The following is a 19,380-nucleotide window of genomic DNA, read 5'->3' on the forward strand; positions in this document are numbered from 1 at the left end:
TGATGTGAGTGAAGGCGATTATGGCGTGCCGAGCCGCATCGAGGACGATGAACTGCTCAACCTGGTCATTCCCCAGCCTGAAACCTTCGTCTATGCTGAAGAACGACGCCTGTTCTACGTCGCGCTCACGCGCGCCAGCCGGGGCGTATACCTCATCACCAACAGCCGCCAGCCGTCCCGCTATATCCGGGAACTTTGCGAGATAGCCGGGGATGAGGTGCGCTACGAGACGATCGAAGGCGCTGCCTTGCGTCAATGCCCCGTTTGTCTGGTGGGCCAAATGGTCGAGAAGCGCAACAGGAACGGGACGGTGTTTCACGGATGCAATCAGTTCCCTGATTGCAGGCACAGCGAAGGTGTTCCGGCGCAATCGACGGCGCACCCTGCATAGACGCGCCTAACGCCAGGAGCACCGCTCGCGCAGTTGCAGCGGCGTCCGGGCGATGCTGCCGCGCGGACGCCGTTTCGATTCGCACGACGCCGCGCCGCGCGGAATCCCAACACGGACTCTTTTGTCCCGATCAATCCACTAGATCAGCGCTCGACGCGCCGTTGCCCATTTACGCGAGAAAGGTCGCAACATTCCCGACGTTCTATACCGTCATCATGTGGTAGTCTGGCCCGCAGGGCGACGCTTTATCTCAATTGGCGCGGAAGACGGTGAATCCCACAAAGCCGAATAAAACGCATCCGCCGAAATGGATCGCCTCAGCTGACGCGCCTGGTCGACGAAGCGCCCGACGGCCCCGATTGGCTTCACGAAATCAAGTACGACGGATACCGCATGCACGCGCGGATCGACGGCAGCGACATCCGCTTGCTCACCCGCACCGGCCTCGATTGGTCGCATCGCTATCGAGCGACGATAGCGGCCCTCTGCGCGCTCCCGGTGAAAGAGGCATATGTCGACGGGGAGCTGTGCGCCGTTCGGGCAGACGGCGTCACCTCATTCAGCCGCCTGCAGGCCGCTATGGACGAGGGCCGCACGGGCGATCTTGTCTTCTTTGCTTTCGATCTTCTGTTCCTGAACGGAGAAAGCATTGCGAAGCTGCCGCTCATCGACCGCAAGGCGCGACTGGAAGGCCTGTTTTCGACCGACATGCCCGGCCTGCGCTTCAGCGATCACGTGATCGGGGACGGGCCTGCGTTCCGCAAGCACGCCTGCCGGCTTTCCCTCGAGGGCGCGATTTCCAAGCGGATCGACAGCGCCTACACATCCACGTGAGAGCCGGTTCGGCTCGCCCCTTGAGCTGTCGCGCGTACATTGGGTCAGGCCTGAAATGGTGGTCGAGGTCGCCTATCTCACCTGGACGGAAGACAATCTCCTGCGTCAGGTCTCGTATCAAGGGGAGCGGCAGGACAAGCCGGCCCGGCAGGTGGTGCGTTCCGTGCCCCATCCCTGATTGGCATCGGTCGCCATTCGCTTCATTTCATCCGACTTGCTCCACCTGCAGCGTGCCGGGTGGAAGGGGCTTGATCAGCGAATTGGCCGACACCGAAGGGTCGAGCCAGTCCGCCCACACGCTGCGATCGAGGATAACAATCTGCCTGTCATGATAGGGCGCAATATCGGGCCCAGGCTCCATCGTCAGCATGGTGAATGCCTCGCCGACCTCAGGCGTTTCACGCCAGATGCCGGCGATGCAGAAGATCGGCTCCTCCTTCTTTGTGAAGAGCCACTTGTCCTTGCGCTTCTTCTTAGGGTCTTCCGGATCGGTGAATTCGTAGAAGCCGTCCGCCACGATCAGGCAGCGACCGGAGGTGAATTCTCGGCCCTCCGAACGGAAATTATAGACCGGCCGCTTGTTCGGTCCGGGCCAGCTCCAGCGGCGCTGCACCAAGTCGGCCTCGCCGAGCACACCCTCGATCGTCCTAACGATCGGCGCCATGTCCGTGATCTTGATGTCTTCGCGCGCCTCGATGTTCGGCGCGCCTTCGCCGAAGCGGATCTTGATCTTGAGGTCGGCGAAGTCCTCCACGATCGAAGCGACATCCACCGTCAATCGATAGTCATTGCACATCGATCCTCCGTCCGATCGCATTGCACCGCGATCGTGTTCCCGTTATGTTCGCGTGACCATGAGCGCGACGGTTTTCGATTCCGACGCATCGCTCGACGAACGCCGCGTCATCATAAGGCGCTACGGCGGCGATGTTGAGATGGCAGAGCTGCCTTGGGGCCTTCAGCCCAGCGAAGTTGGAGGCAGGCCCTTCACAGTTGTGCGCGCTGAGGGCAGGACGTTTCCCAGTCACCGCTGCCTCGTTCCGGCATCCGAGTTCCGGCACCGGAGCAGGGGCAAGGCCTTTAGCTTCTCGCTCGCCGATGGTGACTGGTTCTATTTCGCTGGAGTCTGGCGCCCGGAGACACGGGACTGGCCTGAGGCTTATGCCATCCTGACGATCGAGGCGAACGACGACGTGGCGCCCTTCCACGACCGGCAGATGGCGGTGCTGCGGCGCGATCAGCGGATGGCTTGGCTCGACCGGACCTGCTTGGAAGAAGAGCTGCTTCGGCCGTTGCCTGCCGGCACGTTCGTGGTTTCGCAGCCGCGCGAAGCATATGCACAGGCGGCGCTCGCATTTTGAACCAAAAACCCGAACTTCGTGATTGGCGTCGCCCTGCGGGCCGGGCTGTTGGCGGAGCTGAACCCCCAAAGGGGTCTTCACCCGTTCGGGCAGCCATCCCTGACGCGCAGTGGGGCTGTCGTGCGAAGAGGGAGGGGTCCATGTTTACCGCGATCCGGCGATGGGTCGAACACAGACGGCGATCCGGCGGCGTTGGCAAGCCGATGCCCGTAGGCTCATCTTGGCCGAAGCGGTCAACGCAATTACGAGGCACAGCGCCGCGCGACCCGAGCGCGTTTGCAAGGTGACGCGGGCGAGTTCTATCACTGGGCCAAGGTTGCCGCCGAGGTCGGCCGGATCGCGCTGCAGGCACCGATGGATATTGACGCGGTCCGCGCGATCGTGGCCGAGGAAGAGCGCCGCGATACCTGATGGTAGGTGGTGTTGCCGCTTGCGCGCTGCGGCCGGCAAGGGAAGCTGCGCCGCGGCCTGCAGTTCCGGCAACCCGGCAGTATCGGCGGGTTGCCGGCCGCGCCCTTGCCCGCCTTGCTCTTCGCGGCATCCGGTTCATGCCCCATAAGCTTGGGGCGGGAATCGGATAGGAAGGAGCGCGTCAGGGCACGTGCAGGCGAATATGGAAAAAGCAGAACTGGAAGAGCTGAAAGAAAAAGTGCCCTGCGGCGCTGTACTCGAGCATTGCGGGTTTGCGCTCGATCTAAAGGAGAGCACGCGCAGGGCGATGAAATATCGCCGCGGGGACGCGATCATCATCGTCATCCATGGCGGCAAGGGCTGGTTCGATCCGCTTTCGGACGCCAAGGGCGATGTCTATTCGCTGGTCCAGCATCTGGACGGCTGCGATTTCCTGGAAGCATTCGTTCAGGTCGCGTCCTTGGTCGGCTTCGTGCCCTCGGAGCCCGCTTGGACGCGGCAGCCCCGGGAACGCGAACCGGATCTTTCCATTCCCGAACGCTGGCGAGCCCGTCGCAAGCCATGGCGCGGATCGGCGACCTGGCGCTACCTGCGCGACGAACGGTATATTCCTGAACCGGTGATCCGCACCGCGATCACTCGGAACGACCTGCGCGAAGGCCCGCATGGCAGCATGTGGGCGGCACATACCGATGCGGCCGGCATCGTCACCGGTTGGGAGGAACGCGGCCCGGAATGGCGCGGCTTTGCGACGGGCGGCAGCAAGGTGCTGTTCCGGCTCGGCCCGGCAGACGCCGGCCGCGTCTGCGTGACCGAAGCCGCCATCGACGCCATGAGCCTCGCTGCGATCGAGGCAAGCAGACCAGACACGCTTTATGTCAGCACCGGCGGCGGCTGGTCGCCAGCGACTGACGTGGCCATTCGCCTGGTGGCAGAGCGGCCGGAGGCACGGCTTGTCGCGGCCACCGATGCCAATCCTCAGGGCGAGGTCTTCGTCGCTCGCCTGCGCGAGCTTGCCTTCGAGCTCTCTTGCGAGTTCGAGCGGTTGAAGCCGGCGGCCGAGGACTGGAACGCGATGCTGAAACCAAGAACCGCGCAGCAATGCTGACAACCACTACCGGGGAGCATTCCTGGGGTTCAACATCGGTTTTGCCGTCGTCATGTGGACCCGCAGCGGAGCGCCCAGCCGGGACTCGGCATGCTGCCGCAGTGCCTCGACGTCCGTGCCTCGGCTCCCGGAATGTAGATATCCAGTACGATCTCGCCCGTGCGTTCATCCGCATAGGTCCCCTGTAGCCCAGGGAACCTGCCGCGGAACCATTCGAGGTTGTCCGCGTGAAGCTTTTGAAGCTCCTCGCTTGTGTGCATCTGGCCGGCAATAAACGCGACCGTCAGCGGCTCGCCGCAGATCGAGAGCTTGCGCGTTTCGACAGGATCGTCGCGGGTCAAGCGCAGGACCAGCCTGCTGTCGGCGCCTTCCTGCTGATCCCAGAACAGGCCGGCGAGTCGGGACGCATAGGTTTGGCGCAACTCTCTGACGAGAGCGTCGCCCCTGTACTGAACCCGGAGCAGTTTTGCTATTTCCGGCGTGTCCGCATCGAGCACGGGCGTCGAGCAGTCAAAGAGTGGATCGACCCTGTCGGGAGAATCCAGCTCGACGGCCATGGCCGTGGTTGTGCCAAGCAACATGAGTGCAATGACGGCTGTTGGTCGCGTCCGTGCATGAGAGCCGCTGCGTGCGACCAATTGGGGAGCGAAATGAAGAGGCGAGAAGAAAATCAATTCCGGCTGCCGCATGCCCGCCGGTCGCCTCAAGGGTGAAGCTTCGCCCGGCTGACGCCGGCCCTTGACCCGCCCGGACGGAGAGGCGGCCGCGGGGAGGGGTCCGCAAGGGCTGAAGATGATGGTGACGTTAAGAGGATGAACCGCGCTCCAGCCCCGCAACTGGCCAAGGAGCCGCTATGAACCCCGTCTCTCCCTCCCGCAAGATCTACCAGGGCGTCGCCGATCGCCGGCAGATGTTCCGCCTGTTTGACCGTCATGCCCAGCGCCCCGATCGCTGGCAGAGCGACGACAGCGCGTTGTTCGTAGGCGAGTGGTTCGAGATCGCCCGAGCCGACCACGACTACATGCTCGAAATCCTGCCGCCGCTCTGGATGCGGGGTGAGATGTTCGCCATGCGTGAGTTCCTCACCGACTCGATCACCAGCATCTTCTATACGTTACGCATCGACGGCCGGATCCGGTACTTCCATGCCTATTGCGACCTGAATGTCGCTCGCTCTCCTGTCGAGATGCGCGACGCTATCGTCGAGCGCGAGTCCTGGCCGGTGAAGGCGATGACGCAGGAGGAGCGCCTGGAGCATATCTGGAGCGCCACCCATGACGAATATCGCGGCTATGCCGGCGAACGCTTCTTAGCCCAGCACCGCGGCAACCGCACCGTTCTCGTCTATGGCCAGGGACGGACCGAGCTCAAGCTGCTCGATGATCTGACCGACGAGGAGATCGCGGCCAAGCTGCCAGTGCATCTGCGGCACCTTCCCGTCAAAGCGGCGGCTTGAGGTGGGGGCAATGTTCACCTTTCCCATTCTTGCGGTGCGCAAAGTCGTCGACCGCGGGATTTCCGATGCCGCCCTCAATGGCGGGTTCCGCAATCCCTATTACGGCACTCGGCCCGGTGAGGGCGAGAAGCCCGGAATCTGGCTCGTCGGCGACGAGGGCGTCTACATCATGTCCAACGGCAAGCTCGCCGAGGGCGAACGTCCGCTCGTCATCTATTCCGAGCAATGCCATCCGGTCGGCAATCCCGACTGGTGGGACTACAAGCGCCGCCACTTCGGCGGCGATGACGGCATCGAGTTCATCGAGGCCGAGCGGCTGATCCCGCTCTTCGACCGCAATTTCGGTGCGACGCATCTCAACGTTGAGCTCACCGAGACCGAAATCGCGCTCTCGCTGATCACCCGCTGACCTTTCCCGAACCCTACGCCGTAGATCCCCGGCCGACTGCTCGGCCGGCGTTCGTGCGCGCCATCCCTCAAGGAGACATCACAATGTCCAACGACGATCCCTTCACGCTCGACCTGTTCAACAACACCGCCCTTTCGTCCGGCCTCGGTCTCGGGGTCACGGCCTTCGGCAGCGACTTCGACATGAACGACCTCGAAGACGACCGGCCGCCCTCGGCGCCGGAGGCTCGGAAATCGCCGCTCAGCCCGCAGCCGGCTCCTCGACCCGACCGCGCGGGCGAGCCAGTCGCGCGAGGCGAGAACTTCATTCTCGAAGGCGATCGCGGTCTTGCCAAAGGCTGGAAGCAGCGCGCAAGCGACAACTTGGCGGCTATCCGGCTCGCCGCCGAAATCGAGGCCGAGGATCGTCCGGCGACTCCGGAGGAACAGGCGCGGCTCATGCGGTTCACTGGCTTCGGGGCCTCGGACCTCGCCAATGGCGTGTTCCGGCGTCCCGGCGAGGACGGTTTCCGCGCCGGTTGGGATGAGATCGGTGTCGCACTCGAGGAGGCGGTCTCGGACCAGGACTACGCGTCGCTCGCGCGCTGCACGCAATATGCGCATTTCACGCCCGAGTTCATCGTCCGGGCGATCTGGGCCGGGCTGCAGCGTCTCGGCTGGCGCGGGGGCAGGGTGCTCGAACCCGGCATCGGCAGCGGGCTGTTCCCGGCGCTGATGCCGGCGGGACTTCGCGACCAGGTGCATCTCACCGGTGTCGAGCTGGATCCGGTCACCGCCCGCATTTCCCGGCTGCTGCAGCCGCGGGGGCGCATCGTCAACGCCGACTTTGCCCGTGCCGATCTGCCGGCAGTGTTCGACCTCGCCATCGGCAATCCGCCCTTTTCCAATCGCACCGTCCGCTCGGACCGCGCCTATCGATCCATGGGGCTGCGCCTGCATGACTATTTCATCGCGCGGTCCGTCGATCTCCTGAAGCCGGGCGGATTCGGGGCATTCGTCACGAGCGCGGGGACAATGGACAAGGCCGACAGCTCGGCCCGCGAGCACATCGCAAAATCGGCCGATCTCGTCGCGGCAATCCGCCTTCCAGAAGGCAGCTTCCGCGCCGAAGCCGGCACCGACGTGGTGGTCGATATCCTCTTCTTCCGAAAGCGCCAGCCGGGAGAGGCCGAGGGCGACGTCACCTGGCTCGATCTCGAACAGGTCCGTCCCGCCGATGGTGATGTGGGTGCAATCCGGGTGAACCGCTGGCTAGCGCGTCATCCCGGTTTCGTGCTCGGCACGCATGCCACGGCCTCCGGACCTTTCGGCGAGGCCTACACGTGCCTGCCGGTCGACGGCGTCGATCTCGACCAAGCGCTTGCCGATGCGATCTGTCTTCTCCCGGAAGCCATCTACGACGGCACGCCCGAGGTCATCGATCCCAGCGCCGGCAACGATGGGGAAGGGGAGACTCTTCCCGACGCTTCGTCGATCCGCGAGGGTAGCTATTTCATCGCGCCGAACACGGCGCTGATGCAGATGGTCGACGGCGCGCCCGTGACCATCACGGTGCGAAAGCGACGCGGCGCTGAAGGCGTGCCCGACAAGCACGCCCGCATCATCCGCAAGCTCATCCCCATCCGCGATGCGTTGCGCGAAGTCCTCAAGGCCCAGGAGCTCGACCGGCCCTGGAGGCCGGCGCAGGTCAAGCTGCGCATTGCCTGGTCGAACTTCGTCCGGGCCTTCGGTCCGGTCAACACCACGGTCGTCTCCACCACGGAAGACCCGGAGACCGGGGAGGTGCGTGAGACGCATCGCCGGCCGAACCTGCAGCCGTTCCTTGACGATCCCGATTGCTGGCTGGTCGCTTCCATCGAGGACTATGACCTCGATACCGACACGGCTCGGCCCGGCCAGATCTTCTCCGAGCGGGTCATCGCGCCGCCGTCGGCGCCAATCATCAATTCGCCGACCGATGCCCTCGCCATCGTGCTCGACGAGCGTGGCCATGTTGACATCGATCACATTGCAGAATTGCTGCATGTCGATGCCGAGACGGTGATTGCGGACCTGGGCGACTCCATTTTCCGCGATCCGGAAAGCGGGTCATGGCAGACGGATGACGCCTATCTCTCCGGCAAGGTCCGCGACAAGCTCAAAGCCGCCGAAGCGGCCGCCGCGCTCGATCCGGCCTTCGAGCGCAATGTCCGGGCCATGGTCACGGTACAGCCGGCCGACCTCGGTCCATCTGACATCACCGCGCGTCTCGGCGCGCCATGGATTCCGGCCGCCGACGTTGTCGCCTTCGTCAAGGATACAATGGGTGCCGAGATCCGCATCCACCACATGCCCGAACTGGCCTCATGGACTGTTGACGCCCGGCAGCTCGGCTGGATGGCCGCCGGCACCTCTGAGTGGGGCACCGAGCGCCGTCATGCGGGCGAGCTCATCGCCGATGCGCTCAACAGCCGCGTGCCGCAGATCTTCGACATCATCAAGGAGGGCGACAGCGAGAAGCGCGTGCTCAATGTCGTCGATACGGAGGCGGCCAAGGAGAAGCTGACCAAGATCAAGACGGCATTCCAGAGCTGGATCTGGTCCGATCCCGACCGGACCGACCGGCTGGCGCGGGTCTATAATGACCGTTTCAACAATATCGCGCCGCGAAGTTTCAACGGCGACCATCTCCAACTCCCGGGCGCCTCTGGCGCCTTTTCTCTTTATGGGCACCAGAAGCGCGGCATCTGGCGCATCATCTCTGCCGGCGCGACCTACCTCGCCCATGCCGTTGGCGCCGGCAAAACCATGACCATGGCGGCCGCCATCATGGAGCAGCGCCGCCTCGGGCTCATCGCCAAGGCCATGCTGGTCGTGCCGGGCCACTGTCTTGCGCAGGCGGCGCGCGAATTCCTCGCGCTCTATCCGACCGCACGCATACTGGTCGCCGACGAGACCAACTTCACCAAGGACAAGCGGCACCGCTTCCTGTCGCGGGCGGCGACCGCGACCTGGGACGCGATCATCATCACCCATTCGGCGTTCCGCTTCATCGGCGTGCCGTCCGCGTTCGAGCAGCAGATGATTCAGGACGAGCTCGAGCTCTACGAGACGCTGCTGACCAAGGTCGAGAGCGGCGATCGCGTGTCGCGCAAGCGTCTCGAGCGCCTGAAGGAGGGCCTCAAGGAGCGGCTGGAGGCGCTCGCCACCCGCAAGGACGACCTGCTGACCATCTCCGAAATCGGCATCGACCAGATCATCGTCGATGAAGCGCAGGAGTTCAGGAAGCTCAGCTTCGCCACCAACATGTCGACACTCAAGGGTGTCGACCCGAACGGCTCGCAGCGCGCCTGGGACCTCTATGTGAAGTCGCGCTTTGTCGAGACGAAGAACCCCGGACGGGCGCTTGTACTCGCGTCGGGCACGCCGATTACCAATACGCTGGGGGAGATGTTCTCGGTGCAGCGCTATCTCGGCTATGCAGCGTTGTTCGAGCGCGGCCTGCACGAATTCGACGCCTGGGCGTCGACCTTCGGCGACGTGACCACCGAGCTCGAATTGCAGCCCAACGGCAAATACAAGCCGGTGACGCGTTTCGCCACCTTCGTCAACGTCCCCGAGCTCATTGCCATGTTCCGCTCCTTCGCGGATGTGGTGATGCCGGCGGACCTGCGCGAATATGTGAAGGTGCCGGCGCTCTCGACCGGCTCACGGCAGATCAGGACCTCCAAGCCCTCGTCGGCCTTCAAGCGCTACCAGCTCCTGCTCGATGCTCGCATCAAGGCGATCGAACAACGCGACCGGCCGTCCGAACCCGGCGACGATATCCTGCTCTCGGTCATCACCGACGGGCGCCATGCCGCGATCGACCTACGCCTGGTCGATGCCGACAATGACAATGAGCTCGACAACAAGCTCAACGACCTCGTCGGCAGTGCCTTTCGCATCTGGCAGGAGACGGCGGACGTTGCCTATGTCCGTCCGGACGGCAAGCCGTTCGAGCAGACCGGCGCCGCCCAGATGATCTTCTCCGATCTCGGCACACTCAGCGTCGAGAAGACCCGGGGCTTCTCGGCCTATCGCTGGATTCGGGATGAGCTCGTGCGTCTCGGCGTCCCAGCCTCCGAGATCGCCTTCATGCAGGATTTCAAGAAGTCGGAGGCCAAGCAGCGGCTGTTCGGCGATGTCCGCGCCGGCAAGGTCCGCTTCCTCATCGGCTCCTCCGATACGATGGGCACCGGCGTCAATGCGCAGCTGCGCCTCAAGGCTCTTCACCATCTCGACGTGCCGTGGCTGCCCTCGCAGATCGAGCAGCGCGAGGGCCGTATCCTGCGACAGGGCAACCAGCACGACGTCGTCGACATCTTCGCCTATGCCACGGAAGGGTCGATGGATGCGCAGATGTGGCAGAACAATGAGCGGAAGGCCCGGTTCATCGCGGCAGCCCTTTCGGGCGATATCTCCATCCGCCGGCTCGAGGATCTCGGTGAGGGGCAGGCGAACCAGTTCGCCATGGCCAAGGCCATTGCATCGGGCGATCCGCGCCTCATGCAGAAAGCCGGCCTCGAAGCCGATATCGCCCGGCTCGAAAGACTGCGCTCGGGCCATCAGGACGATCAGTTCGCCATCCGCCGACAGATCCGCGACGCCGAACGCGACATCGAATATTCGACACGTCGCATCGGCGAGATCGCCGAGGATCTTGAGCGTCTGGTTCCGACCGCGGGCGAGGCCTTCCGGATGGTGGTGGGCGACGCGACCTTCGCCGACCGAAAGCTCGCCGGGCGCGCGCTGATGAAGGAGATTCTGACGTTGGTCCAGCTCCAGCACGCCGGCGACGCCGTGATCGCGACGATCGGCGGCTTCGAGCTCGAATGCTCCGGCGAGCGTTTCGGCCAGGATGGCTATCGGTACGCCACCGTGCTGATGCGCACCGGGGCCGAGACGGAAATCGAGCTCCCCGTGACGACGACACCCCTCGGTGCGATCGCCCGCTTGGAGCACGTCCTCGCCAGCCTTGAGGACGAGCAGGAGCGTTATCGCCATCGCCTCGCCGAGGCCGAGCGACGTCTGGCAGCCTATCGCTCGCGTGAGGGTGGCACTTTCGCATTCTCGGGTGAGCTGGCCGAAAAACGCCGACAGCTTGGCGACATCGAGAAATCACTCGCCCAGGACGTCGAGGGAAATAGGAAGGACGAGGCCCGCGCAGCGTGAGGCGGCGTGCGTTGGCGCCGTCGCTTCCATGGAGTGTCATTCCAGGGAGAGGAAAGACCGGGGAGCGGAGGGAGGAAGAGAGGGCTCCTCGCAGATCGCGCGTTCCGCCGACGCTGACGCTCAATCGCTCCCGTCGCAGTCCCGGCCCGTCATCCTGCGCAGGGCTGGAAGCCCCGCTTGGCTCGCCGGGCAGGAATGCTCGGGCGCAATTGCACCGGCCCGCCCGCTCTGCGGGCCGGGGGATGTCTTCGGAAAGAAGACGAGAAAGGACCGGCGAAAAGGCCGCGTCCGCAACCCTCCAAGGAGTATTCCCATGGAACTGAAATTCGTTGATCCGCGCTCGCTCAAGGACAATCCCGACAAGGCGCGCCGTTCCAAGTCCAGCCCGCAGGCCGACGCCCTGCTGCTGGCGACGATCAAGGCTGTTGGCATCGTGCAGCCGCCCATCGTCGCCACTGAGGGCGATGGCGGCAACGGCTTCGTCATCGACGAGGGCCACCGTCGCATCAAGCAGGCGATTGCCGCCGGCCTCGAGGAAGTCGCCGTTCTCGTCGTTCCCCGCGCCGAGGATGGCGGCGCCATGCGTTCGCTGGTCACGACGATCGCGCATGAGCAGCTCAACCCCGTCGACCAGTGGCGGGCCATCGAGCGTCTCGTGGCGCTCGGCTGGACCGAGGAGGCGATTGGCATCGCGCTCGCGCAGTCGGTGCGCCAGATCAAGAAGCTGAGGCTGCTCGCCAATGTGCTGCCGGCGATGCTGGATCATATGGCCAAGGGCGACATGCCCGACGAGCGCCAGCTCCGCACGATCGCGGCCGCCTCGCTCGAGGAGCAGAAGGAGGTCTGGAAGGCGCACAAGCCGACCAAGGGCGATCCCCAGGTCTCGTGGTGGGCCGTCGCCAACGGCCTGGCCAAGACCCGCATGTATGCGCGTGACGCCAGCTTCGGCGACGATCTGCGAGAGGCCTATGGCATCGCCTGGGTCGAGGACCTGTTCGCGCCGGCCGACCAGGACAGCCGCTACACCACCGATGTCGACGCCTTCCTCGGCGCGCAGCAGGAATGGATGACGCAGAATCTTCCGAAAAAGGGCGTCATTACCGAGCCTAACAATTGGGGCGAGGTGAAGCTGCCGCCCAAGGCGGAGCGGGTCTATGGCACGCCCAAGAAGTCGGACCACACCGCGATGTATCTTGACCGCGAGGGCAAGGTGAAGACGATCCACTTCCGCATGCCCGAGGCCAGGAAGCCCAAGGGCAAGGGTGCGGAAGACGCCGGCGGCGCGGAAGAGGCGATCGTCGTCTCCAAGCCCCGTCCGGACGTCACCCGCAAGGGCATCGAGATGATCGGCGACCTGCGCACCGATGCCCTGCATGAGGCGCTGTCGCGCGCCCCGATCGAGGACGACACACTGATGGCGCTGCTCGTGCTCGCCTTCGCCGGCCAGAACGTGCGCGTCGATTCCGGGGCAGGCGGTGACCACGGGTTCGGCCGCCGGTTCCCCCGTCACGCTGCGACCCTGTTCGATGCCGAGGGTAAGTTCGCGTTCGACACCGATACGCTGCGCATCGCGGCGCGCGGCGTGCTGGTCGATGTTCTCTCGTGCCGGGAGAACATCAGCAAGTCGGGCATCGTGGCGATCGTTGCCGGCTCTGCCATCGGCGCCGACGGCTTCCTCGCCAATATGGGCACTGAGGATTTCCTCTCCTGCCTGTCGCGGCCGGCACTCGAGGCATCGTGCGCCGATACGCCGGTGCTGCCGCGGGCGCGGGTGAAGGACACCCGCGCCGCCCTCGTCGAGCACTTCAGGGAGGGCCACTTCGTCCATCCCGCTGCCCTGTTCGCGGCGGACGGGGCCGGCCTCGCCGAGTGGCTTGCCAAGAGCGCCGTCACTGACGCCGAGGACGACGACACTGACGCGGAGGGCGTCGCCGGCGAGGACCAGGCGCTCAAGGACGACGACTTCGAGGAGGGCTACCGCGAGGCCGCCGAGTAAACCTCTCCTCCCTTTCGATCGCTCTTCCGCCGCCGGGTTCGCCCGGCGGCGGTTTCGTTTCCACCTTCCCCAACAGGAGCACAACATGTCCGCACACACGATCTTCGAACACGCACCCATCGGCGCCATCGTCGCCTGGTCCGACGGAACGCCGCGGCCGCCGGAGAGGCACCGCAGGAAACTCGACGCCTGGAAGAACAGCAACAGCCAGGGACGGCTCATCCGCAAACAGGGCGGCCGCGACATCGGCACGCTCGACCCATACGCGAGCTTCACCCTTCACGAAGCCGACTACGGTGCCGGCGGCGTCATCGCCATTCGCGTCCACCGGACGTTCTCGGTGGGCTCCAGCCTGCACTTCACCATCATCGAGCGCCCGTCTGTCGGTTCGATGCGGGTCTTTGATCGGTCCGGCGACTATGCCGAGCTGGTTCATCTCGCGCCGCATCGCGGCGCCGCCGAGCAATGGTTGTCGCAGCACGGCTATCCGAACGCTGTGTTCGAGGAGGTCACGGCCGATGAGGCCGCCGCCGATGCCGTCGAGGGGAGGGCGGCGGCATGAGCCAGGCACGTCAACCCTCGGATTCACCCGAAGCCCCGGATGCGTTCGGGGCTTCGTTCGGGTATAGCGCCGACGGCATGCCGGTCGCCCTTGTCGGTCAGAACGCCTATGCCATGGCGCCCGGCCGCGACGGGAGACACTATCTCGCCAGCGGCTGGCGAATCGCCCGGCCGATGGCGGAATGGAACCGCTCGGACTTCTACGGCCATGCCGGTGACCTCGCCGACGAGAACGCCTTTCGGGCGAAAGTGCTCGAGCAGGCCCAGCACTACCTGGAAAAGCGGGCACTCGGCCGCCGCGACAGTCCCGGTGGCGCACACACGCCCTGGGGGCCGTCGCAGGGCGGCACGGTTTATGCCGAAGGCGTCACCTCATACTCGACCGCTGGTCACGGTGGCTTCAAGCTCTCGGCCGAGCGCAACCGCAAGGTCCATTCAATGCTCCGCGCCGCTGGCGGATGGTACGAAGAGGACGAGTGCTGGGCGATCGTTGCCATCACCTTCCCGAACCTCTTCACCGCGCTCGAGCGCCGCTACGCCGAGCAGACCATCAAGGATTCCTGGCCCAACGCGTGGGAAGCTATCTTCGGCACCATCCTCGCCCCGGGCGAGTCCCGCAAGAAGGACCAGCGTGCGTTCGAGGCCGAGCACGCCGCTGACTGGATCGTCGTTTCAGCGATCACCTCGGAGGAGCAGAAAGGGTTCATCGAGTGCGTCGCCACGCCCGGCGGTAAACGCGGCACCGGCACCGAGGAGCGTCGCTTTCTCGTCCCTGCCGACGAGTACGATATCGGCCGCTTCGGCTTCGTCATCGATCCGGACCGGCATGCCGTCTATGCCGGACCGTCTCGTTTCGTCGGCTGGCGGGGGAGGGGGTCGCCATGACCCTCGCGCCCGAGCTGCGCCGCCAGCTCTCCCGCATGGAGGAGGTGTGCCGACAAACGCAGCGTTAACTGGACATGGTCGACCGGCAGATCACACACTGCATGACCGCGCTGATCCCCGGCCTGCTTCCACGCCGGACACACTATCGTCGGGGCAAGGCGCCCGATTCTGGCGCGTTCCTCGAGCGCTATCGGTCCCAGCTCGCAGCTCTAACCGCTGAGCGCCAGCCGGAACTCGACGCCCTGTCGCGCAAGCTCGCGCGGCAGGAGCAGGCGATCGCCAGGTTCCTCGACCGGCACGCTGAAGCCGCCGACTCGAGCGAGCAGGTGTTAGCCGTGCCACCGCTGTTCGGCGGACATGGCCAACGCTGCCGATGATGCCGGATGCGACAAGCACACGAGCGACCATTCGTGGCAATGTTGGTCGCGGCAGCAATCTGGCATGATCGCGACCCACGAATTGGCAGATGGTCATGACCGCCTGTCCTTCGGCTCCCATGTCGATATCGAGGCCCGTGCCGGTCCTCCCTCGGGCTGTAGGCGGTCCTGAACCGGCGGCCGGTCGCTTCAAGGCCGCGTTCCGCGCCGCGGGGCGGCCGGATCGAACCGGTCTCGACATGGCAGGCCCGCGTCCCGCGCGAGGGCTGAAGAAGCCCTGCTGGGCCGCAAACCTTCCATGCTCGCCTCGGTCCGCCCGGACCCTGAAACGCCCGTCATTCCGCCGGTTCTTGTCAGACCGCGCCCGAGGGAGGGCCGGCACGGGGCCGGTCCGAGCTTCGGGAACCTGAAGAAAGGACATGTCATGACCAAGAAAGCTGCCAGTTCACGCCCGAGCGCCCGCGTCGTTCCGCTCCGCAAAGGCACCACCCTGCAGATGGTCCGGCTCGCGTGCCCCGACGCCGCACAATGCTCCCTCATCGCCGAGAGCTTCGGCCTCCCGGTCCTCGACATCGACGGCATCCGCGACCTGCACGAAAAGCTCATCGTCGACACAGCCGCGGCACTCGACGAGGGACTTGGCGAACGCGCCATGCAGATCCACCTGCAGCGCATCGTCGGGGCGTTTGTGGGTTCCGCCCACGGCGCCGGCCAGTTCTACAGCCGGGCAGTGACCGAGGCCCGTGACGCGACGGCCAAGGCCGCCTGCGACGACCGGGACGAGGATGTCGGTGGTCCGGTCGGCTTCGACAGCGCCGCCCAGCGGAAGCGCGAGTTCGCGGCCGACATGGCCCTCCAGGCCCACGCACTTCGCATGGCCGCCGAGGGCGCCGTCACCGCCTACGAGCACGTTGTCGGCGAGGCCTGGAAGCCCTTCGAACGGGCCGTCGAGAATCCCGGCCAGTCCGTCGACCGCAAGGCGGCCGAGCTGCAGATGGCGGCCTTAGGATAAAGCCTTGGGCGGAGCCTCGGCTCCGCCCGCTTCTTCATACCCAAAGAGACCATAAAATCGGAACGGGTCCACAATGTGCGAAGGGCGGCTTTGCGCCTCATATCAGCCGCTCGGCATTCCGTGGCCACTGCCTGAAAGCAGACGTCGTCGACCGCGAAGTCCAGTTAGTTGACTGCATCTAACGCGTCAACGGATGCCAACCACGGAATCGGCCGCGTTACCTCGGTGGTTGGCTGGAGAGGCTCGACCTTTGATTTGATTGTGCGTACCGGGCATGGATTGCCAGCACCCATGCCAACCAGCAGGCTGACTTTGCATTGGCGAGAAGTTTCAACAGTAAGGACCCGCGCTCCGGCGCGACCGCAGAATACAGGTTGGATAGCGGAGGCTGGCAGCGTCAACTGAGTCAAAATGAGCCCAATGGTAGCCATCGAAGTAAAAATCGCGGTCTGCACTTGCTTAGCCGCTATCAAACTTATCGATTACTGCTAATATTCGACGAGGTAAGATGGTCGCGGCTGGGGGAAGCGATGCCGTCAGTGACGGTGCGGCACGTTGATGAAGATGTCGGGGCACGGATAGAGCCCCCGCTGGCAGCCCTGTTTGCGCAGGCATCGGGGCTGGGCGACATCGTCCTAAGTCCACACTTCGCCCACATTCTGCTCGAGAGCGTCAGATATCTGCCGCAGAAGGAGGCTGCGCGCGACGTGCTCTCGACGTCCACCGTCTTCCTGGTCACGTTGCTCTTGGCCCGCAGGCTTGCGACGTTGGGACCGGGCGACGAGGGCGACCCCCTGCGCGATGAGTTGGACGGTCTCCGCCGATGGGGCGCGCTCGTCCTCAAGGACTTCTCCAGTCAGCTCGATGCCGCCGCCGCGGATTTTTTCGTAACGGCCCCCGAGCCCGACGTCGAGGAGTTCGTCGCGATCGCGCCGACAACCGCGGTCAACGGTGTCCAGCTCGGCCCCGGCTTGCTGCGTGCCGTCGAGGCCCTTGCCGACATGCAGGAAATCGAGGTGACCGACTTCGTCCTGCGCAGTCTGGACGATCCTAAATCGGGCGTGTCCAGCCGCATTGCGGTCTGGCGCATGCAAGATCTCGTCGAGGTGATGAAGAGCGTCGTGAAAACCAGGGCAGGCCGCATCCCTAAGATGGTGAGGGAGGCCGCAGACGAGGAGTTGTCACTTTTCGTTCGGGACTATGCGAAGGCCCTTGCAACGATCCTGCGCAGCGCCGAGGACGAGTTCACCTTCGCGCTCTTCGGGCCATGGGGCAGTGGAAAGACCACGCTCACGCGACTCCTGACGCCCTTGCTCGAGTCGCCAGGGCACTTCGGCCGGGCGATACCCGGGGCGATGGGACAGGAGTTCGCGAAGCTGCGCTACGAAGTGGCATGCCACAACGCCTGGAAATACCGACAGCCGCCCGAAGCCTGGGTCTATCTCTACAAGAGCCTGGTCGAGCGCGCCGGCGCCAGCGCGGGCGCCCTCGGGCGACTGGCCTTAGCGGCGAGAGCATCCCATTTCCGACACGGACCCTGGCCGCTCGTCGGCGCATTACTCGCGCTCGCGCTGCTGGGCATTCCACTGAGCCAGACTCTACAGCTTGCCACCATCTTAGGGTCCTTGATCGGGACGAGCGCGCTCGCTCATCTAGCAGCTATCACCCCGAGAGTGCAGACAAAGGTCAGAGCCATCTTCGAGAAGAACGCGCGGCTGAGTACCGGACCGGAGCGCTTGGGCCTGTTGGCGCTGGTCGGCGAGGACGTGAAAGCGCTCCTGTCGGCTTGGACGACAGAACCGCCAGTCGTTCCTTCGCGTCCCGACCCGCGGGGGGAGCTTCCGCCGGCCAGCCGAGAAGCCAAGTCCGCCCAGTCCAAGCGACTATGGCTCCCGATCCTGATCCTAGCCGTCGTCGCGGCAGGATGGGCCTACGGGTTGATGTTCCCGCCGCAGCAGCATGGAGGGAGCTTCCTCGTCCGGAGCGTCGAGGCGGTCGCCCATTTGCTGCGAGCAGGTCTAGGGGACAAAATCTCCATAGTGGGATTTGAGATGTCGAACACTGATAACGCGGTCGGATGGGATAACGATCAGACGGGAAGTTGGATCCTCTGGGCCGCCTGGGTCGGCATTGCCCTCGCCACCGTCGTCGGGCCGTGGCTGCTTGCCGGATCCAGACCGCAGAGAGTCCTGCTGATAGTCGACGACCTCGATCGCTGTGCGCCGGGCGAAATGTTGACCGTAATAGAAAACATGAAGCTCCTGGTCGACGACCCGGTCATTGGCAACAGGCTGCAGGTGCTGATGCTGGTCGACGAACGGGTCTTGGCCCACGCCATCGAGACGCGCTATCGGGACATAATCGTCGAGCGGGCTGCCGGCGTCGTCGGTGAGACTGAAGAGAACGCAAAGCTGCTTGCGCGTCAGGAGGTCGTCGCGGAGCAGAACGAGAAGCTGTTTGCCTGCCACCTGCGCTTCCCCGCGCTAACCGATCGCGATGTCGCAGATTTGGTGGTGAGCCTCTCCTCACGCGAGCTAAAGGAGATCAGGGAGCGAGAAAGGCGAGCGGCGCAGGTCCGGCAAGAAGAAGCGCTAGGCAAAGCGGAACGGGACCTGGAAAATGCCAAAGCAGCGGAGCGCAGTGCGAGGTCGACCGTCGAGCTCGTGCGCGCGGGGCAGAGACGAGGAACCGTTGACGTCGAAGCCCCGTCCGAGACACCGGTGCCGCTATCGCTGCGAAGGGTGGGATTGGCGGATGCAGTTATACCCGCGAAGCCCGAGGAGAAGGCAACCAGGATGCGACAGAACGCGGCGAACGATGAGTTCAACCGGAGGCTGGCTGCTATGACGCCGGAGGCTCGGCTCGCCCAGAATCCCGACGTGGTAAGGCGCCACGACCAGACCGTCGCGATAGCCAAGCAGATGGAGGAACGGCTGGAGCGGCTCCGCAGCGGTGCCTCGGTCTCTGCCGAAACCCGCCAGGCCGAGGCGCAGCCTGCTCCTTTCGGCGAGGGTGACGTCCGCTTCACGCCCGAAGAGGTCGGCGAGTTGGAGCGGCTCGTGCCAGGCTACTTCCGGTCAGTTGGAAGACGCCCGTCGCCACGCGCGGTCCGAACGTTGCTCTTCAAAATCCAACTCTTTCGGCTCCTATTGCAGGTCCGAACGCCGTGGCAGCCGCTCGAGAGCTTCTCGATTGTCAGCATCCTTGACGCCTTCAAGCAGGCTGCACAGGTGACGCCGACGGCAACGCAAGACGAAGAGACCGTCGCGTTCGCCAGTCAGGTGATCTAGCAACTCCGATGGAGCAGCTCGGGTGCGGGAGGCTCGGCAGGGGCGTGTGCTCAGCAATCTGGCTCGGTTGCGCCATGTTGCGTTAAGTTCGTTGAAG

The 19,380-nt window shown here is 64.7% G+C and carries 17 protein-coding genes; 15 read left to right on the top strand and 2 right to left on the bottom strand.

What is annotated here, in order from left to right; translation table 11 throughout:
- Positions 1-4 precede the first annotated feature (4 nt).
- From NKI69_RS24680 to NKI69_RS24690, 3 genes are all read left to right on the top strand, one after another.
- Positions 5-391 (top strand): topoisomerase DNA-binding C4 zinc finger domain-containing protein, encoded by a 387-nt coding sequence (locus NKI69_RS24680; protein WP_352722705.1) that lies wholly within the window; start codon positions 5-7, stop codon positions 389-391.
- A gap of 330 nt (positions 392-721) precedes the next feature.
- Entirely contained in the window at positions 722-1,225 is a 504-nt protein-coding gene (locus NKI69_RS24685) for an ATP-dependent DNA ligase (RefSeq protein WP_352722758.1), read from the top strand.
- 25 nt (positions 1,226-1,250) lie between these two features.
- Positions 1,251-1,403, top strand: a complete 153-nt coding sequence (locus tag NKI69_RS24690) for an ATP dependent DNA ligase (protein WP_352722759.1) — start codon at positions 1,251-1,253, stop codon at positions 1,401-1,403.
- 27 nt (positions 1,404-1,430) lie between these two features.
- Here NKI69_RS24690 and NKI69_RS24695 read toward each other — a convergent pair whose 3' ends face one another.
- Complete coding sequence (locus NKI69_RS24695) at positions 1,431-2,021, bottom strand: SOS response-associated peptidase (RefSeq protein WP_352722706.1); 591 nt, start codon at positions 2,019-2,021, stop codon at positions 1,431-1,433.
- 58 nt (positions 2,022-2,079) lie between these two features.
- Here NKI69_RS24695 and NKI69_RS24700 point away from each other — a divergent pair, with 58 nt between their 5' ends.
- The 3 genes from NKI69_RS24700 to NKI69_RS24710 all read left to right on the top strand — a co-directional run bounded on the left by NKI69_RS24700 (position 2,080) and on the right by NKI69_RS24710 (position 4,105).
- Complete coding sequence (locus tag NKI69_RS24700; RefSeq protein WP_352722707.1) at positions 2,080-2,586, top strand: SOS response-associated peptidase family protein; 507 nt, start codon at positions 2,080-2,082, stop codon at positions 2,584-2,586.
- 276 nt (positions 2,587-2,862) lie between these two features.
- Positions 2,863-2,997, top strand: a complete 135-nt coding sequence (locus NKI69_RS24705) for a hypothetical protein (protein WP_352722708.1) — start codon at positions 2,863-2,865, stop codon at positions 2,995-2,997.
- A gap of 202 nt (positions 2,998-3,199) precedes the next feature.
- Positions 3,200-4,105: a DUF3991 and toprim domain-containing protein gene (locus NKI69_RS24710; RefSeq protein ID WP_352722709.1), complete on the top strand. Its 906-nt coding sequence runs from the start codon at positions 3,200-3,202 to the stop codon at positions 4,103-4,105.
- A gap of 50 nt (positions 4,106-4,155) precedes the next feature.
- Here NKI69_RS24710 and NKI69_RS24715 read toward each other — a convergent pair whose 3' ends face one another.
- A complete protein-coding gene (locus tag NKI69_RS24715; protein WP_352722710.1) occupies positions 4,156-4,794 on the bottom strand; it encodes a hypothetical protein in 639 nt (212 codons plus the stop codon).
- Positions 4,795-4,958: 164 nt separating this feature from the next.
- On the opposite strand from NKI69_RS24715, the gene NKI69_RS24720 reads away from it, so the two are divergent.
- The 9 genes from NKI69_RS24720 to NKI69_RS24760 all read left to right on the top strand — a co-directional run bounded on the left by NKI69_RS24720 (position 4,959) and on the right by NKI69_RS24760 (position 19,283).
- Positions 4,959-5,561, top strand: coding sequence for a DUF1419 domain-containing protein (locus NKI69_RS24720; RefSeq protein WP_352631250.1), 603 nt, complete (start codon positions 4,959-4,961; stop codon positions 5,559-5,561).
- 10 nt (positions 5,562-5,571) lie between these two features.
- Complete coding sequence (locus NKI69_RS24725) at positions 5,572-5,970, top strand: DUF3085 domain-containing protein (RefSeq protein WP_352722711.1); 399 nt, start codon at positions 5,572-5,574, stop codon at positions 5,968-5,970.
- An 83-nt stretch (positions 5,971-6,053) separates the two neighbouring features.
- Complete coding sequence (locus tag NKI69_RS24730) at positions 6,054-11,162, top strand: helicase-like domain-containing protein (protein ID WP_352722712.1); 5,109 nt, start codon at positions 6,054-6,056, stop codon at positions 11,160-11,162.
- 313 nt (positions 11,163-11,475) lie between these two features.
- A complete protein-coding gene (locus NKI69_RS24735; protein ID WP_352722713.1) occupies positions 11,476-13,158 on the top strand; it encodes a ParB N-terminal domain-containing protein in 1,683 nt (560 codons plus the stop codon).
- Between the two features lie 85 nt (positions 13,159-13,243).
- Positions 13,244-13,720 (top strand): UCP036055 family protein, encoded by a 477-nt coding sequence (locus tag NKI69_RS24740; RefSeq protein ID WP_352722714.1) that lies wholly within the window; start codon positions 13,244-13,246, stop codon positions 13,718-13,720.
- Positions 13,717-14,604, top strand: a complete 888-nt coding sequence (locus NKI69_RS24745; RefSeq protein WP_352722715.1) for a DUF7007 domain-containing protein — start codon at positions 13,717-13,719, stop codon at positions 14,602-14,604. Before NKI69_RS24740 ends, NKI69_RS24745 begins: the two co-directional genes overlap by 4 nt.
- Before the next feature lie 101 nt (positions 14,605-14,705).
- A complete protein-coding gene (locus NKI69_RS24750; protein ID WP_352722716.1) occupies positions 14,706-14,981 on the top strand; it encodes a hypothetical protein in 276 nt (91 codons plus the stop codon).
- Between the two features lie 424 nt (positions 14,982-15,405).
- Positions 15,406-15,993, top strand: a complete 588-nt coding sequence (locus NKI69_RS24755; protein WP_352722717.1) for a hypothetical protein — start codon at positions 15,406-15,408, stop codon at positions 15,991-15,993.
- A gap of 530 nt (positions 15,994-16,523) precedes the next feature.
- Complete coding sequence (locus tag NKI69_RS24760; protein WP_352722718.1) at positions 16,524-19,283, top strand: P-loop NTPase fold protein; 2,760 nt, start codon at positions 16,524-16,526, stop codon at positions 19,281-19,283.
- Positions 19,284-19,380: the final 97 nt, after the last annotated feature.

Origin of the sequence: Mesorhizobium sp. M0491 (assembly GCF_040321265.1) — a bacterium.
GTDB lineage: Bacteria > Pseudomonadota > Alphaproteobacteria > Rhizobiales > Rhizobiaceae > Mesorhizobium.

Coding starts and splice junctions, on each gene's coding strand:
- NKI69_RS24700 (WP_352722707.1), top strand. CDS start 2,080: ATGAGCGCGACGGTTTTCGATTCCGACGCATCGCTCGACGAACGCCGC.
- NKI69_RS24745 (WP_352722715.1), top strand. CDS start 13,717: ATGAGCCAGGCACGTCAACCCTCGGATTCACCCGAAGCCCCGGATGCG.
- NKI69_RS24710 (WP_352722709.1), top strand. CDS start 3,200: ATGGAAAAAGCAGAACTGGAAGAGCTGAAAGAAAAAGTGCCCTGCGGC.
- NKI69_RS24695 (WP_352722706.1), bottom strand. CDS start 2,021: ATGTGCAATGACTATCGATTGACGGTGGATGTCGCTTCGATCGTGGAG.
- NKI69_RS24735 (WP_352722713.1), top strand. CDS start 11,476: ATGGAACTGAAATTCGTTGATCCGCGCTCGCTCAAGGACAATCCCGAC.
- NKI69_RS24760 (WP_352722718.1), top strand. CDS start 16,524: ATGCCGTCAGTGACGGTGCGGCACGTTGATGAAGATGTCGGGGCACGG.
- NKI69_RS24715 (WP_352722710.1), bottom strand. CDS start 4,794: ATGCGGCAGCCGGAATTGATTTTCTTCTCGCCTCTTCATTTCGCTCCC.
- NKI69_RS24755 (WP_352722717.1), top strand. CDS start 15,406: ATGACCAAGAAAGCTGCCAGTTCACGCCCGAGCGCCCGCGTCGTTCCG.
- NKI69_RS24750 (WP_352722716.1), top strand. CDS start 14,706: ATGACCGCGCTGATCCCCGGCCTGCTTCCACGCCGGACACACTATCGT.
- NKI69_RS24720 (WP_352631250.1), top strand. CDS start 4,959: ATGAACCCCGTCTCTCCCTCCCGCAAGATCTACCAGGGCGTCGCCGAT.
- NKI69_RS24725 (WP_352722711.1), top strand. CDS start 5,572: ATGTTCACCTTTCCCATTCTTGCGGTGCGCAAAGTCGTCGACCGCGGG.
- NKI69_RS24730 (WP_352722712.1), top strand. CDS start 6,054: ATGTCCAACGACGATCCCTTCACGCTCGACCTGTTCAACAACACCGCC.
- NKI69_RS24740 (WP_352722714.1), top strand. CDS start 13,244: ATGTCCGCACACACGATCTTCGAACACGCACCCATCGGCGCCATCGTC.